Origin of the sequence: Coleofasciculus sp. D1-CHI-01, from assembly GCF_040218875.1 — a bacterium.
In the GTDB taxonomy this organism is placed as follows: domain Bacteria; phylum Cyanobacteriota; class Cyanobacteriia; order Cyanobacteriales; family Coleofasciculaceae; genus Coleofasciculus.
This window is the reverse complement of the sequence record NZ_JAVJQP010000162.1, coordinates 1-14,971: the sequence shown is the minus strand read 5'-3', so window position 1 is coordinate 14,971 and position 14,971 is coordinate 1. Positions and strand designations below refer to the sequence as shown.

11 protein-coding genes are annotated in these 14,971 nt (G+C 47.4%); 9 read left to right on the top strand and 2 right to left on the bottom strand.

Annotated features, from left to right (window positions below; genetic code table 11):
- Positions 1–290: 290 nt before the first annotated feature.
- Together RIB93_RS28350 and RIB93_RS28345 are read left to right on the top strand one after the other, a co-directional pair.
- On the top strand, positions 291–932 hold the full coding sequence (locus tag RIB93_RS28350; protein WP_446377965.1) for a bifunctional 4-hydroxy-2-oxoglutarate aldolase/2-dehydro-3-deoxy-phosphogluconate aldolase: 642 nt from the start codon (positions 291–293) through the stop codon (positions 930–932).
- Between the two features lie 41 nt (positions 933–973).
- Complete coding sequence (locus tag RIB93_RS28345) at positions 974–1,486, top strand: L,D-transpeptidase (protein ID WP_446377963.1); 513 nt, start codon at positions 974–976, stop codon at positions 1,484–1,486.
- 308 nt (positions 1,487–1,794) lie between these two features.
- Here RIB93_RS28345 and RIB93_RS28340 read toward each other — a convergent pair whose 3' ends face one another.
- A complete protein-coding gene (locus RIB93_RS28340; protein ID WP_446377961.1) occupies positions 1,795–4,134 on the bottom strand; it encodes an NACHT domain-containing protein in 2,340 nt (779 codons plus the stop codon).
- A 493-nt stretch (positions 4,135–4,627) separates the two neighbouring features.
- On the opposite strand from RIB93_RS28340, the gene RIB93_RS28335 reads away from it, so the two are divergent.
- The 7 genes from RIB93_RS28335 to RIB93_RS28305 all read left to right on the top strand — a co-directional run bounded on the left by RIB93_RS28335 (position 4,628) and on the right by RIB93_RS28305 (position 13,399).
- Positions 4,628–4,849, top strand: coding sequence for a hypothetical protein (locus RIB93_RS28335; RefSeq protein WP_446377959.1), 222 nt, complete (start codon positions 4,628–4,630; stop codon positions 4,847–4,849).
- Positions 4,850–4,978: 129 nt separating this feature from the next.
- Positions 4,979–7,663 (top strand): bifunctional acetaldehyde-CoA/alcohol dehydrogenase, encoded by a 2,685-nt coding sequence (gene adhE, locus RIB93_RS28330; protein WP_446377957.1) that lies wholly within the window; start codon positions 4,979–4,981, stop codon positions 7,661–7,663.
- Positions 7,664–7,769: 106 nt separating this feature from the next.
- Positions 7,770–8,300 carry a bidirectional hydrogenase complex protein HoxE gene (gene hoxE, locus RIB93_RS28325; protein ID WP_446377955.1) on the top strand — a complete coding sequence of 177 codons (531 nt, stop codon included), beginning with the start codon at positions 7,770–7,772 and terminating at the stop codon, positions 8,298–8,300.
- Between the two features lie 64 nt (positions 8,301–8,364).
- Complete coding sequence (gene nuoF / locus RIB93_RS28320; protein ID WP_446377953.1) at positions 8,365–9,993, top strand: NADH-quinone oxidoreductase subunit NuoF; 1,629 nt, start codon at positions 8,365–8,367, stop codon at positions 9,991–9,993.
- 200 nt (positions 9,994–10,193) lie between these two features.
- Positions 10,194–10,910 carry a bidirectional hydrogenase complex protein HoxU gene (gene hoxU, locus RIB93_RS28315; protein ID WP_446377951.1) on the top strand — a complete coding sequence of 239 codons (717 nt, stop codon included), beginning with the start codon at positions 10,194–10,196 and terminating at the stop codon, positions 10,908–10,910.
- A 176-nt stretch (positions 10,911–11,086) separates the two neighbouring features.
- Complete coding sequence (locus tag RIB93_RS28310; protein WP_446377949.1) at positions 11,087–11,635, top strand: NADH-quinone oxidoreductase subunit B family protein; 549 nt, start codon at positions 11,087–11,089, stop codon at positions 11,633–11,635.
- Positions 11,636–11,974: 339 nt separating this feature from the next.
- A complete protein-coding gene (locus tag RIB93_RS28305) occupies positions 11,975–13,399 on the top strand; it encodes a Ni/Fe hydrogenase subunit alpha (RefSeq protein WP_446377947.1) in 1,425 nt (474 codons plus the stop codon).
- A gap of 660 nt (positions 13,400–14,059) precedes the next feature.
- On the opposite strand, the gene psbA is transcribed toward RIB93_RS28305, so the two are convergent.
- Positions 14,060–14,971 (bottom strand): photosystem II q(b) protein (gene psbA / locus RIB93_RS28300; RefSeq protein ID WP_446377945.1); only part of this gene is annotated, 912 nt, incomplete at its 5' end.

The window sequence follows — 14,971 nt, the reverse complement described above, 5'->3', positions numbered from 1 at the left end:
AAAGGCTCATACACCCTGGATTAACCGTAGAATAAGGCTTTCAACACTCTGTCAAAATTCAGTGTCGGTCAAAAATGCTCGAAACCTACTCCAGGTAAAGGTTTCGACGACTCAGATAGCAAAACTTGTGAGAAATGCGGGGGGTTGTAATACTTACTTAGTAAGCTTTAGCTTACTTGAACTTTGAGCAGGGAATTTATTTCCTGATGCCCAAGTTTACTACCATTCCGCTTAAGGAGCGTGACATTCGATTTAAGCTAAATGACATCAGTAAGTATAACGTTGTGAGTATATCAAATCAATCTTGGTTGACTCTTCTACAACAACATCGTATCATTGCCGTGATTCGGACGTCTGACCAATCCTTAGGACGTAAAATGGCGCAGGCGGTAGCCGCCGGGGGAATAAAGTTAATTGAGATTACCTGGAATACAGATTCTGCTGCTGATTTAATTCGTCATCTGCGCCAAGCGTTACCCGACTGTATAATTGGTACAGGGACATTACTGAACTTGGAACAAGTACACCAAGCAATCGAGGCGGGGGCTGAATTTCTGTTTACCCCTCATACCAATATCACTCTAATTAATACGGCTGTTAATGCGGGAGTTCCTATTGTTCCTGGCGCACTTTCTCCCAGTGAAATTGTAACGGCTTGGGATGCGGGGGCAAGTTGCGTTAAGGTGTTTCCGATTCAGGCGGTGGGCGGTGTTAGTTATATTAAAGCCTTACAAGGACCTCTGGGTCACATTCCCCTGATTCCTACAGGCGGCGTAACACTCGCCAATGCTAAAGACTTTATCACAGCCAGTGCGATCGCGGTCGGGTTGGCGGGAGACTTGTTCCCCAAAGCCCTCATCGCCTCTGGGGATTGGCAAGAAATTACCCAACGGGCGAAAAAACTTCGATCCCAATTCAGCGGTGATCCATAAAATAGAAGTAAGAGGATCATGCTGTCATCTCCCAAGTTTCCATGAAAAGCATCAAATTTGCCCCTTGGGTGCGCCGTTTTGGAACGTTCCTAGCCGGTGTCGCCTTAGCTACAACTATGTTTGGGTTTGAGACACCTGTCGCCCATCCCACACCCCACACTGAACAGATTGCCAGCAAAATGGCGGCGCTGCAAAATACGAATCAGCGCTGGATTGAAATTAATCTCAGCAATCAACGGTTAATTGCTTGGGAAGGAGGGGAACAAGTCTATGCGGTGATTGTCTCCACCGGGAAACAGGCTACACCTACCCGTACAGGTGTCTTTAACATTCAAACCAAGCTGCGCCGCGATCGCATGCGGGGTCCAGGTTATGATGTTTCTAATGTGCCGTATACTATGTATTACCAAGGTGGCTATGCGATTCATGGGGCGTATTGGCACAATAACTTTGGCACTCGTATGAGTCATGGTTGTGTGAATGTAGCAGTTGATCACGCCGAGTGGTTATATAATTGGGCATCTGTGGGAACGCCAGTGGTGATTCATCAGTGATAAGCGGTTCGGCATTTAAACCTTACTGTCAATAATGGCTCTCATCCTTGTATGTAGTGCGAGCATCTTGCTCGCTACTAAGCATCTTGCTCGCTACTAAGCATCTTGCTCGCTACTAAGCATCTTGCTCGCTACTAACACCAAATTTAAATGCATGACAGCTTATCATGTCTAGTTGAATACTTACCCTATTGGTGAAGACAAGGCAGAAGGCAAGAAATAATAATAGTGAAACCCCCCAGATAATCAGGGCGGGTTTTGAATAAAAATTATCATCAATAGCGAAACGTAATTTCCTAAACCCGCCCCTACAAATTCACGCGCCATGCCCTCGAAGCAAGTGAAGAATCGCAACTTCCCTCATCAACAATCAACACGTTATTTTCGATTTCCGCCCTCACCTCAGCACTCACTTGACCCTCACTATTGAGACAATTGACGAGAAACTGATTTGCCTGATAATATTGCTGTAGCCGTTGCCATTGGTCTTGACTAAACTGCCAATCTTGCCCAATAGCGCGATACTCAATAATAATAGCACGAAATTGTTGCAGCCAAGCTTCACCGTTGACTTGCCACCAAGCTTGTAACCCTTCTTTTCCTTGGGCGGGATCAGGAAGCTGAGCTTTAATTTGCTGGAGAGACTGCTGGAATGCTTTGTCCAACTCAAAGGTTCGCTCAAAATCTAAGGCAAATTCTAGGTTGAGAATCTGTTTAACAGTAGGCTTCTTAATTAATATCTCAGTTAAATCCAATGCCCGCGCTAGGGTTAAATCTAAGGCTAAATCGTCGGGTAATTCCTGGGCTAGCTTGGCATCAATAGACACTGCTAAGTTTAAATCCCGATCCTGAAATAATGTCCAGTAAAAGGCTCGTAATGCAGCAGGTTGGCAATCCAATTTTAGCTGATTTACTTTCTGATCAATGGTGTCAATAAAAGCCTTCATTTGCCGATCATCCTTGACTAACTTATCAATTTCCTGCTTGATTAGCCGGAGTAATAGATCCGCCGTGGGTAACAGACTCACGGTAAGCAAAAAGACTTCCTTCCATTGGGGATCAGTGATATGAGTAGCTAACTGTTGTAGTGCCTCTGTGGTTTGAGTTGCGACAATTTTTCGGGCGGTTAGATATTCCTGAAACGTGAGATGAGAAAAGGAATAAATATCTCGCGCCCGTTCCACGAGTAATCCATGCTGTAACTCAATGGCTTTGAGAACGCCTTCACTGGTTAACCACAGGGTTTCTAAATCCTGACTCCCATTGGGTAAGTTCTGGAGATAGTCGGAAATAATCGGCAGAACTTCACTTTTTTCAAAAAAGTAGTTCCCCTGTTCAAACATCGTCGCCGCGATTTGACTTAGGAGTTTTATCTTATCAGAAAGCTGTAAGTTGCGATAGGTTTGATCCCGTTGAATTCCTCTGGCTTTATCCCAGCGCACTAACAAAATATCTAATCCCGCCTGATAGAGTTTGGCGCGTTTGCTGGGAAAGGTTGCCCGTTCCTGAAATACGGAACAGACTAAACTAAGTAAAATTGGGGTGACGACGAGTTCTCGAATCGGTTGGTTTTCGGGACGGTGTAATTGTTCCAGAAATTGAGAGGCTTTGGCTAAGCCGACTGGCTGATAATTTTTGTTGGTGGCGGTAAACCATTTTTTTGCAAAGGTTTCAATTTGATGGGCGTCAAAATCGGCTAACTCGACATAGGTAAACCCGCGAAAGTGGTACTGTTGGGCGGCGATGCGACTGGTAATAATAATTTGATTTTGGTAATACTCATCCGCAAAGAATTGAATCTGTTGCAGGAGTTCCGGGGTATCGGCTTTGGAGACTTCATCTAAACCATCGAGTAATACCAGGACTTTCCCATGTTGAAGTAAGGGTTCTATCTGTTCTTGAGAAATGCCAAAAGTTTTCCACTTCGTACTCAGATAATTGAGTAGACTGAAATTACCAGTAGTTCGGGCTTGTTTGGTAAATTGTCTCAGGGAGATGAAGACGGGAATACAGTCTGGTTGAAATTGACCTGCGTTGCATTGAAGGGCAAGATATTGTAAGAACGTGGTTTTGCCTGCACCCGGTTTACCGAGAAGGGTGAGTTTAGAATGCATCATCACCGCCTCCATTCCGGGAATGGCGGGTTGATTCAGTTGAGTTAAGCGAACGCGATCGCATCCTTTAGGCTGAGAACCCTGTAAGTCAGACACCTCAAGCCATCGCTGATGGGTGAGGTGGGGTAAGATTTTGACGTGGGTATAGAGGTGATCCAGGAGTAGAGGCTGGGTGACATCAAAGGAGGATTGCAGGATACCCGCTTGAACCTGGATGTGATCCTGAAGTTGCGATCGCATCAATTGCACCCAAGCGTCAATTTGGCTGGGCGTATTGCTTTCTGGGGTTGGGGTTGAGGGTACAGAGGTTGGCGGAAAATCGGCTATATCTTGCCAATCGAGATCTAATTGAAAACAGATGTCAATAAAATAGGCTCGATCAATCGGTTTTCCGCGAAAAAACTTCCAAACCGAGTGGCGGGTTTCCAAGCCCACCTGGGCGGCGAGGTATTCTTGTGTCCATCCCTTGCGTTCAAAGGCTTGTTTTGCCTGGGCGATACCGATGGTGGATGCTTTTAGCGATCGCTTAGCCATTGCTGCTGTTACCTACTACTGACAACTGGGGGATTTTTTCTCAGTATTCCCGTTCCTGTTGTCTGTGTATCGCCTCAGCCAACCCTCACCCCTCACCCCATCTCCCCCTCACCCCATCTTCCCCTATCGACAAACCGATACGGCAAGTGCTATTAAGGACATGCAGCCGCCTTGTCGGATACTTGGTTCATGGTTAACAGTTTTGGCAGGTTGAGAAAAGCTAGTCTGACGTTTGAACAACTCAAGGGTTGTTTATTAAGAAAGTCTAAAAATCAGGAGGCTTAAGTCTAGCGCAATCTTAAAAAATTCATTGATTTATTGGTTTACAAATCTCCCATTCGAGATAGTATAGTAAGTGTGACGGTAGGAAAAAGTATTTCTTAGATTCCTAGGACTACCCTAGACATGAATCCTTGATCTATACTGCATTTGGAGGAACTGTCTGCTTGTTGATCATCGGGTTAATCATCCTAGGGAATTAGGAGGATCAGATGTGAGTATTCCTATTAGGAGATTTGTCGCTTTTCCCGCCCACTTTATACTGGGAGTCGATACTATTGCCAGCGATGAAACGGTAATCAGAACAGACGATAGGTTAGGACAAAGGACAGGAAAAAAGGACAGGAAAAAAGGACAGGAAAATATGCCTTGGACTTCGCTTAAGACCACAGATTATAAACAACCGGAGATAGGACTTATCTCGGTAACGACTTAAGGAGAAACTCAGTCGCTTTAGCGGGGAAACCTGCCTGATTTCTACACGAGCGAGCAATAACAAGAACAAGCTCAATAGTGGGTGTGAGGACTGTAATCAATACGCATGACGAGACTTACTGCAACCAACATGATCAAAGTCACAAACCATCAGGAACTCGAAGAATTAATTCAACGGGTTAAGAACGCTCAAACCCAATACGCTGGTTACACGCAAGAGCAGGTCGATGCCATCTTTAAAAAAGCGGCACTGGCTGCCAATGCTGCCCGTATTCCTCTGGCAAAATTAGCCGTTAGGGAAACGGCAATGGGAGTGGTTGAGGACAAGGTGATTAAAAACCACTTTGCCTCGGAAATGATCTACAACAAGTACAAAAAAGACAAAACCTGTGGTGTTGTCGAAGAGGATAAGTCTTTCGGCTTCCAGAAAATTGCTGAACCCGTTGGTGTTTTAGCCGGGATCGTCCCCACCACCAACCCCACCTCAACGGCGATTTTTAAGGCACTGATTGCCCTGAAAACGCGCAATGGGATTATCTTTTCCCCCCATCCTCGTGCCAAACAATGCACCCTGGAAGCGGCAAAAGTGGTGTTAGAGGCGGCGGTAGCGGCTGGCGCACCCGAGCATATTATTGGCTGGATTGATGAACCCACGGTTCCCCTGTCCCAAGCCTTAATGCAGCACCCCGATGTGAAGCTGATTCTGGCAACCGGGGGTCCAGGAATGGTGAAAGCCGCCTATTCTTCGGGTCATCCGTCTCTCGGTGTTGGTGCAGGAAATACGCCAGCAGTGATTGACTCCAGCGCTCACATTAAAATGGCGGTTTCTTCAATTATCATCAGTAAAACCTTTGACAATGGCATGATCTGCGCCAGTGAGCAGTCGGTGATTGTCTTAGATAATGTTTACGAGGAGGTGCGCCAAGAATTTATCAATCGCGGCGCTTACTTCCTGAAGCCAGACGAACGGGAAAAACTGGGGAGTAAAATTATTGTCAATGGGCGCTTAAATGCCGAAATTGTCGGTCAACCTGTTGAGACGTTAGCCGAATTAGGCGGATTTTCCTTACCGGAACAAACCCGGGTGATTATTGGCGAAGTGGAAAGGATTGGCACAGACGAACCCTTTTCCTTCGAGAAACTCTCCCCCGTTCTGGCAATGTATCGGGCTAAAGACTTTGAGGATGCGGTAGACAAAGCCGGACAATTGGTTGAATTTGGCGGACGTGGACATACGGCGGTGCTGTACACCAATCCAGCCAATACTGACCATATTAAACGGTTTGAAGACCAAGTTGAGGCGTCTCGCGTCTTGATTAATACCCCCTCCTCCCAAGGTGCGATCGGGGATATTTACAACTTCCGCCTTGATCCCTCGTTGACGCTGGGTTGTGGTACTTGGGGAGGGAACTCCATCAGTGAAAATGTGGGACCCGAACACCTGCTGAACATAAAAACGATCGCGGAACGGCGGGAAAATATGTTGTGGTTCCGGATACCACCCAAGGTGTACTTTAAGTATGGGTCTCTGCCCATCGCCCTGCGGGAGTTAGCCGGGAAAGAACGGGCATTTATCGTCACCGACAAACCCATTTACGATCTAGGGATGACGGCTAGCGTCGAAGATGTCTTGGCTGAAATTGGTCTCAAATACGATATCTTCTATGACGTAGAGCCAGACCCCTCATTAGACACCGTACAGCGGGGATTAACGTTGATGAACACCTTCAAGCCCGATGTGATTATCGCCTTGGGTGGGGGTTCGCCCATGGATGCTGCCAAAATTATGTGGCTGATGTATGAGCATCCAGAGATTGAATTTGAGGGGTTAGCGATGCGGTTCATGGATATCCGCAAACGGGTGTATGAACTGCCCCCCTTGGGTGAGAAAGCGATGATGGTAGCCATTCCCACAACATCGGGAACGGGTTCAGAAGTCACACCGTTTGCGGTAGTAACCGATCGCCGCAATGATATCAAGTATCCCTTGGCGGACTATGCCTTGACGCCCAACATGGCGATTGTAGACCCCGAATTAGTCCTGAATATGCCCAAGAGTCTCACGGCGTTCGGGGGTGTCGATGCCTTGACTCACGCTTTAGAAGCTTATGTCTCGGTGTTAGCTAGTGAATATACCAATGGGTTGGCACTAGAGGCAATTCGCCTAATCTTTAAATACCTGCCTTCAGCCTACAAAAATGGGGGCAATGATCCCAAGGCGCGGGAGAAAATGCACTATGCCGCCACGATGGCAGGAATGGCATTTGCCAATAGTTTCCTGGGAATTTGTCACTCCATGGCACACCAATTAGGGGCAATTTTCCATGTTCCCCACGGGTTAGCGAATGCCATGTTAATTTCCCATGTTATTCGCTACAACGCCACGGATGCGCCCTTTAAGCAGGCGACATTCTCCCAGTACAAGTATCCTAATGCAAAATGGCGCTATTCTCGGATTGCCGATTACCTGCACTTGGGTGGTGACACTGAACAGGAGAAAATCAATCGGCTGGTTGGGGCGATTGAGGAACTCAAGCGTCAGGTGGGTGTTCCCGCCGCGCTGAAGGATGTGATTAAGGAAAGTGAAGCGGAATTCTTCGCCAAACTTGATGAAGTGGCGGATCAGGCATTTGATGATCAGTGTACTGGCGCGAATCCCCGCTACCCCTTGATTGAAGATCTTAAGGAAATCCTGACCAAAGCCTATCACGGCGACTTGGGCGAGGTTCCTGATGTCGAAACCGTCAACGGCAATGGTGCGATCGGTGATACCAATATCAAAGCCGATACCCAACCTGCCGTTCCGGCGATGTAGTCCTTGACTGGGGTAGGTTGGTTATTTGTCTTATATCTTATGAACGATAACTCGAAACCAGCCTACCCTAGTCCAAATAATTAACAAGTAAAGAGGAGTGAAGATTATGTCATCAGCCAGCGCCCAAAAGGCTGTCTCGGAAAAAACTAAAGCGAAGAAGAAAGAACATCCCAGTGGTGACAAACGCTTTAAAGTGTTAGACATCACTATGAAACGGGCGCAGAATCGTCCAGATGCTTTAATTGAAGTTCTCCATAAGGCACAGGAAGCCTTTGGTTACTTAGAAGAAGATGTCCTCATCTACGTTGCACGCGGACTCAAACTTCCCCTCAGTCGAGTCTATGGTGTAGCAACGTTTTATCATTTATTTTCCCTTAAACCCAGTGGGGCGCATACTTGCGTCGTTTGCTTAGGAACAGCCTGTTATGTCAAAGGGGCGGGGGTGCTGCTGGATAAGCTAGCTGAAGAAGCCCATGTTCAGCAAGGCGAGACAACCGCTGATGGCAAGATGTCTCTAGTCACCGCCCGTTGTATCGGGGCTTGTGGGTTAGCACCCGCTGCTGTTTTTGATGGCAAAGTGATGGGGAAACAAACCCCAGAATCAATCATGGACAATGTCAAAGAATGGCTGGAATAGTCTGATGTCATTGGATTGATGCATAAGGGGAAAAACTCAGGATTTATTATTAAGGAATAACCCTATGGAACTAGCTGAACTTCTGGAAATTGCCGAAAAAGAACAGGCGAGTCGGAAACCGATTCGGGTTCATTGTTGTACAGCAGCGGGCTGTGCCTCCTCAAACTCTGAGCAAGTGAAAAAGAGTTTAGATGAGGCGCTAAAAGCGACGGATTTACACAATACCGTGGAAGTCTGTAGCGTGGGTTGCATGAAGTTTTGTGGTCGAGGTCCCTTGGTGGAAATTGAGTCGAAGGGACTTCTGTATGAACAGGTGACACCTGAACAGGCTCCCGCAATTGTGGCGGCGATGAATGGGGGAAGTCAGGATGACTCGGATGGCTTGATTCCCCTCGATCCTCAGCATCCCTTTTTTACGTTACAACAGCCAATTGTGCTGGAAAACAGTGGCAAAATTAATCCAGAACGGATTGAAGAATATATTGCCGTTGGTGGGTATCAAAACCTGTATAAAGTTCTCCACGACATGACCCCCGAAGAGGTGGTGGATGAAATTACTCAAAGTGGATTACGGGGACGCGGCGGCGGTGGTTATCCCACGGGATTGAAGTGGGCAACTGTAGCGAAGATGCCTGGGGATCAGAAGTATGTGATCTGTAATGCAGATGAGGGAGATCCCGGTGCATTTATGGATCGATCGGTCTTAGAAAGTGACCCCCATCGGATTATTGAAGGGATGGCGATCGCCGGGTATGCGGTTGGTGCGAATCACGGCTATATTTACGTCCGGGCGGAATATCCGTTGGCGATTAAACACCTGCAAAAAGCGATTACCCAAGCCAAGAAATATGGGTTGATGGGATCTCAGATCTTTGATTCTCCCTTTGACTTTAAAATTGACATCCGCGTTGGTGCGGGTGCCTTTGTCTGTGGTGAAGAAACTGCCCTAATTGCTTCCGTTGAAGGGGGACGAGGAATGCCGCGTCCTCGCCCTCCCTACCCCGCCCAGTCGGGATTGTGGGGATGTCCGACGCTGATTAATAATGTGGAAACCTTTGCCAATATTTCCGCGATCATCCGCGAAGGGGCAGATTGGTATGCCAGTATCGGTACGGAAAAGAGCAAAGGAACCAAAGTATTTGCCCTGACGGGTAAAGTCCGCAACACGGGCTTAATTGAAGTGCCAATGGGGATCAGCCTGCGTCAAATTGTGGAAGAGATGGGCGGCGGTACGCCTTTGGGGGAAGTGAAAGCGGTGCAAACTGGAGGTCCTTCTGGGGGATGTGTACCTGCCAACTTATTTGACACCCCAGTTGAATACGATTCCCTAATTAAATTAGGCACAATGATGGGGTCTGGTGGCATGATTGTCATGGACACGGAAACCAGCATGGTTGATGTGGCGCAATTCTACATGGAATTTTGTCGCGGTGAGTCCTGTGGTAAATGCATTCCCTGTCGGGCTGGTACCATGCAAATGTATCAGATGTTGACCAAGATCCTCAATGGACAAGCAACAATGGCGGATCTGGAAAAATTAGAACAACTCTGTGGTATGGTCAAAGCCACGAGCTTATGTGGTTTAGGTCAAACCGCACCGAATCCGGTGATGAGTACGCTGCGTTATTTCCGGGATGAATATCTGACCCTGTTGCAAGATAGCCCGAATGGAAAGGTGGCGGTGAAGTCATAAGCCTTTCCGGGAAGATCATGAAGGGTCAATTGTAGGCGCAATTGTAGGCGCAATTGTAGGGGCGGGTTTAGCCACTCAATTCAAATATTCACCGATAAAGGAACAACAAAACCCGCCCAGCCTCACCCATAAATGAACAACAAAACCCGTAAGTTTGTTGGCGAATGACAAAAGACAAACGATAAAGGACGAAATACGATATGTCAGTAAAAACATTGACGATTGATGGTGTTGATATCGCCGTTGAAGAAGGAACGACGATTCTCAAAGCGGCAGAAGAAGCAGGTGTCCATATTCCGACGTTATGTCACCTGGAAGGTGTTTCTGATGTTGGCGCTTGTCGATTGTGTTTAGTGGAAATTGCTGGGCTTAATAAGCTGTTACCCGCTTGTGTTACTCAGGTAGCAGAAGGGATGAAGATTTCCACTCACAGCGAACAACTGCAAGAGTATCGCCGTATGATTGTGGAGATGCTGTTTGCAGAAGGCAATCATGTCTGTGCCGTTTGTGTGGCAAATGGTCATTGTGAACTGCAAGATGTGGCGATTGAAGTGGGAATGGATCACTCTCGTTTCCCCTACCGCTTCCCGAATCGGGAGATTGATGTCTCCCACGATCGCTTCGGCATTGATCACAACCGTTGCATTATGTGTACCCGTTGTGTGCGGGTTTGTGATGAAATTGAAGGCGCCCATGTTTGGGATGTCGCTAATCGCGGTGCTGCTTCTCGTGTGATTACAGGGTTGGATCAGCCTTGGTCTGAGGTGGAGGCTTGTACCTCTTGCGGAAAATGTGTGGATGCTTGTCCTACGGGTTCGATTTTCCGGAAAGGGTCTACCGTTGCAGAAATGGAACGCGATAAAACTAAATTGGAGTTTCTGGTTACTGCACGCGAAGACAAGCAATGGACGCGGTGATGGGAATTAGGGAGATAGGGGAGATGAGGGAGATAGGGAAGATGGGGGAGATAGCTCAAAACTCTACCTTACCTATTCCCTATTCCCTATTCCCTATTCCCTGACAAAGGACAAATGACAAAGGACAAATGACCACTATTTAATCATCACATCATTAATTGAGGGAAACATCAATCATGGCAAAGATAAAATTAGCAACAGTATGGTTGGCAGGTTGTTCAGGCTGTCATATGTCGTTTCTGGATCTGGATGAATGGCTGCTTGAACTGGCTAAACACGTCGATGTCGTGTATAGTCCAGTCGGTTCTGACCTGAAAGACTATCCCGAAAATGTTGATGTTTGTTTAGTCGAAGGAGCGATCGCCAATGAAGAAAATTTAGAGTTAATTCGTAAGGTCAGAGAACGGACAAAGTTATTGATTTCCTTTGGGGATTGTGCTGTAACGGCGAATGTTCCCGCTATGCGAAATATGTTGGGAGGAACTGAACCTGTTCTCAAGCGTTGTTATTTGGAATTGGGGGATGCGAATAATCAGTTACCCAATTTTCCGGGAATTGTACCGGAATTATTAGATCGGGTACGCCCTGTACATGAAGTGGTTCAGGTCGATTTATTTATGCCGGGATGTCCTCCTTCAGCCGATCGCATTCAAGCTACCGTTGAACCATTACTGCGGGGTGAACAACCTGTGATGGAAGGACGCTCAATGATTAAGTTTGGATAGTCATTGGTCATTGGTCATTGGTCATTAACGGCTTGGGTTCATTCTGTAGGGGCGACCCGCACTCCACCCGTGTCAAAAGCTCAACCCCTCTCCCCCAGCCCCTCTCCCAACCCCCCTCGTTCCCCCCTACCCCCCTACCCCCCTCCTTCCCCCCTACAAGAGGGGGGATGACAGAGGATACTTCGTTTTTGTTGCACGAGGGATGACTAAGGATGCGGGAGCTTTTATGGCAGGGGAGAGGGGAGCAAGAGAGTCTGGTTCCCCTACAGCAGAAAAAGGACAAAGGATAAAGGATAAAGGATAAAGGACAAAGGACAAAGAATAAAGGACAAAAAAGTTATGGCTAAAACAGTTGTTATTGATCCGGTTACTCGTATTGAAGGACACGCGAAAATTTCTATTTTTCTAGATGACGCCGGGGAAGTAGAAGACGCCCGATTTCATGTGGTGGAATTCCGGGGCTTTGAAAAGTTCTGTGAAGGACGCCCGATGTGGGAAATGGCGGGAATTACTGCCCGAATTTGTGGGATTTGTCCGGTGAGTCATTTACTGGCGTCGGCGAAAACTGGGGATAAAATCCAAGCGGTGAAGGTGCCGCCTGCGGGTGAGAAATTGCGGCGGATGATGAATTTGGGACAAATTACCCAGTCTCACGCGCTGTCGTTTTTCCATTTGAGTAGTCCTGACTTTTTACTGGGTTGGGATAGTGATCCGGCGACTCGGAATGTGTTTGGTTTAATTGCGGCTGATCCAGATTTAGCCCGCAGTGGGATTCGCTTACGTCAGTTTGGTCAGACGGTGATCGAACTGTTGGGGGCGAAGAAAATACACCCGTCTTGGGCGGTTCCTGGCGGCGTGCGATCGCCTTTATCGGAAGAAGGGCGGACATGGATACGCGATCGCTTACCGGAATCCCGTGCGACTCTCGATACCGCCTTGGGGCTGTTTAAGCAGTTATTGGATAAGTTTTCTACAGAGGTAGAAACCTTTGGTTTGTTCCCCTCCCTGTTTATGGGGTTAGTCGGTAAAGATGGAGTCTGGGAACATTATGATGGTCATCTTCGCTTTAAAGATAGTGAAGGGAATATGGTAGCGGATGGACTCAGTGAGGATGATTATCAGGAGTTTTTAGGGGAAGCCGTTGAACCTTGGTCTTATTTGAAATTCCCCTACTATAAACCCTTAGGCTACCCCGATGGGATTTATCGGGTGGGTCCATTAGCCCGACTGAATGTTTGCGATCGCATGGGTACGGAAGCGGCGGATCGGGAGTTACAAGAATTTCGCGATCGCGCAGGCGGTGTAGCAACCTCGTCGTTCTTCTATCACTATGCCCGCTTAGTGGAAATTCTGGCAGCATTAGAACGGATTGAGCAATTAGTCAATGACCCAGATATTGTCTCTCCCCGCACTCGTGCTGAAGCCGGAATTAACAGTTTAGAAGGAATTGGTGTCAGTGAAGCCCCACGAGGCACATTATTCCACCACTATAATGTGGATGAAAACGGGATTATCCAGAAAGTCAACATGATTATTGCCACGGGTCAAAATAACTTGGCGATGAATAAAACCGTGGCACAAATTGCCAAACATTACATCCACGGAAATGAAATTCCTGAAGGGTTATTAAACCGAGTTGAAGCCGGAATTCGCGCTTTTGACCCCTGTTTAAGTTGTTCGACTCATGCGTTTGGTCAAATGCCCTTGCATATCCAATTAGTCGGTTCATCCGGGGATGTTGTCGATGAAGTCTGGCGTCAGTAATCTCGCTAGTTTCTAGAGATAACCTTATCCTTCTCATTTCCAGTAGGGGCACGGCATTGCCGTGCCCCTACATGGTGTTGTAATTGGTGTGATCGCTCATATCAAGTCCGGTGAATTGCCCATAATAGCAATGCTGTAACCGCAAGGGTTTCGTGCTTTTTTATTAAGCTGAAGTTCCCCCCATCCCGATTGACGATAGAAGGATAAACGCGAAGGAATAGTTACCCACTCAGTTCGGAGCGATTCGGCTTCTTCTAATCGCCCTAAGCCAAGATAGGTATACAGTGTAGCGATTTGTAAAAGGGGAATTTCAGCTTAATCAGACAGAATCTACCTTGTGACACATGCAGTTGCTACCCATAACTCCTACTATAAATTGGCTAATGATGTGAATTACGCAACAGCGTTTACCAATAAATAGAAATTGAACTTGATGCGGCTTTAACTAAGTAGGGCTTGCTGAATAAGTTTTGTGGTAAGGAGAGGGAATAGGCAATAGGCAATAGGCAATAGTTTCAACATCTCGGAACAGTAAGGATTTGACATCCTCCCACCTCCTTGACTGAGGTGGGAGGGCGCTTTTTCTGAATTTGTACATAAAAAAAAGTAGGGTGGGCATTGCCCACCCTACTTACCGAATCTCTATTCAGATTCAGAGAATTAGCTGTTGATGCTAGGAGCAGTCAGAGCTACGGGAGTAGCTTCACCCGCCGCCAAGTCTAAGGGGAAGTTGTGAGCGTTGCGCTCGTGCATAACTTCAAAACCTAAGTTGGCGCGGTTGAGTACGTCTGCCCAGGTGTTGACTACACGACCTTGGGAATCCAGGATTGACTGGTTAAAGTTGAATCCGTTGAGGTTGAAAGCCATGGTGCTGATACCCAGTGCTGTGAACCAGATACCAACCACGGGCCATGCACCTAAGAAGAAGTGCAGAGAACGGCTGTTGTTGAAGGAAGCATATTGGAAGATTAACCGACCAAAGTAGCCGTGAGCGGCAACGATGTTGTAGGTTTCTTCTTCTTGCCCGAACTTGTAGCCGTAGTTCTGAGATTCAACTTCGGTGGTTTCACGAACCAGAGAGCTGGTTACCAAGGAACCGTGCATCGCGCTGAACAATGCCCCGCCGAATACGCCAGCCACACCGAGCATGTGGAAGGGGTGCATCAGGATGTTGTGCTCAGCTTGGAACACGAACATGAAGTTGAAGGTTCCAGAGATGCCCAGAGGCATACCATCGGAGAAAGAACCTTGACCGATGGGGTAGATGAGGAACACGGCGGTAGCAGCAGCTACAGGTGCGCTGTAAGCTACGCAGATCCAAGGACGCATACCTAAGCGGTAGGAGAGTTCCCACTCACGACCCATGTAGCAGAAGACGCCAATGAGGAAGTGGAAAGCTACCAACTGGTAAGGACCACCGTTGTAAAGCCACTCATCTAAGGAAGCAGCTTCCCAGATGGGATAGAAGTGCAAGCCGATGGCGTTGGAGGAAGGAACAACAGCACCAGAGATGATGTTGTTACCGTACAGTAAGCTTCCAGCAACAGGCTCGCGGATTCCATCGATGTCCAC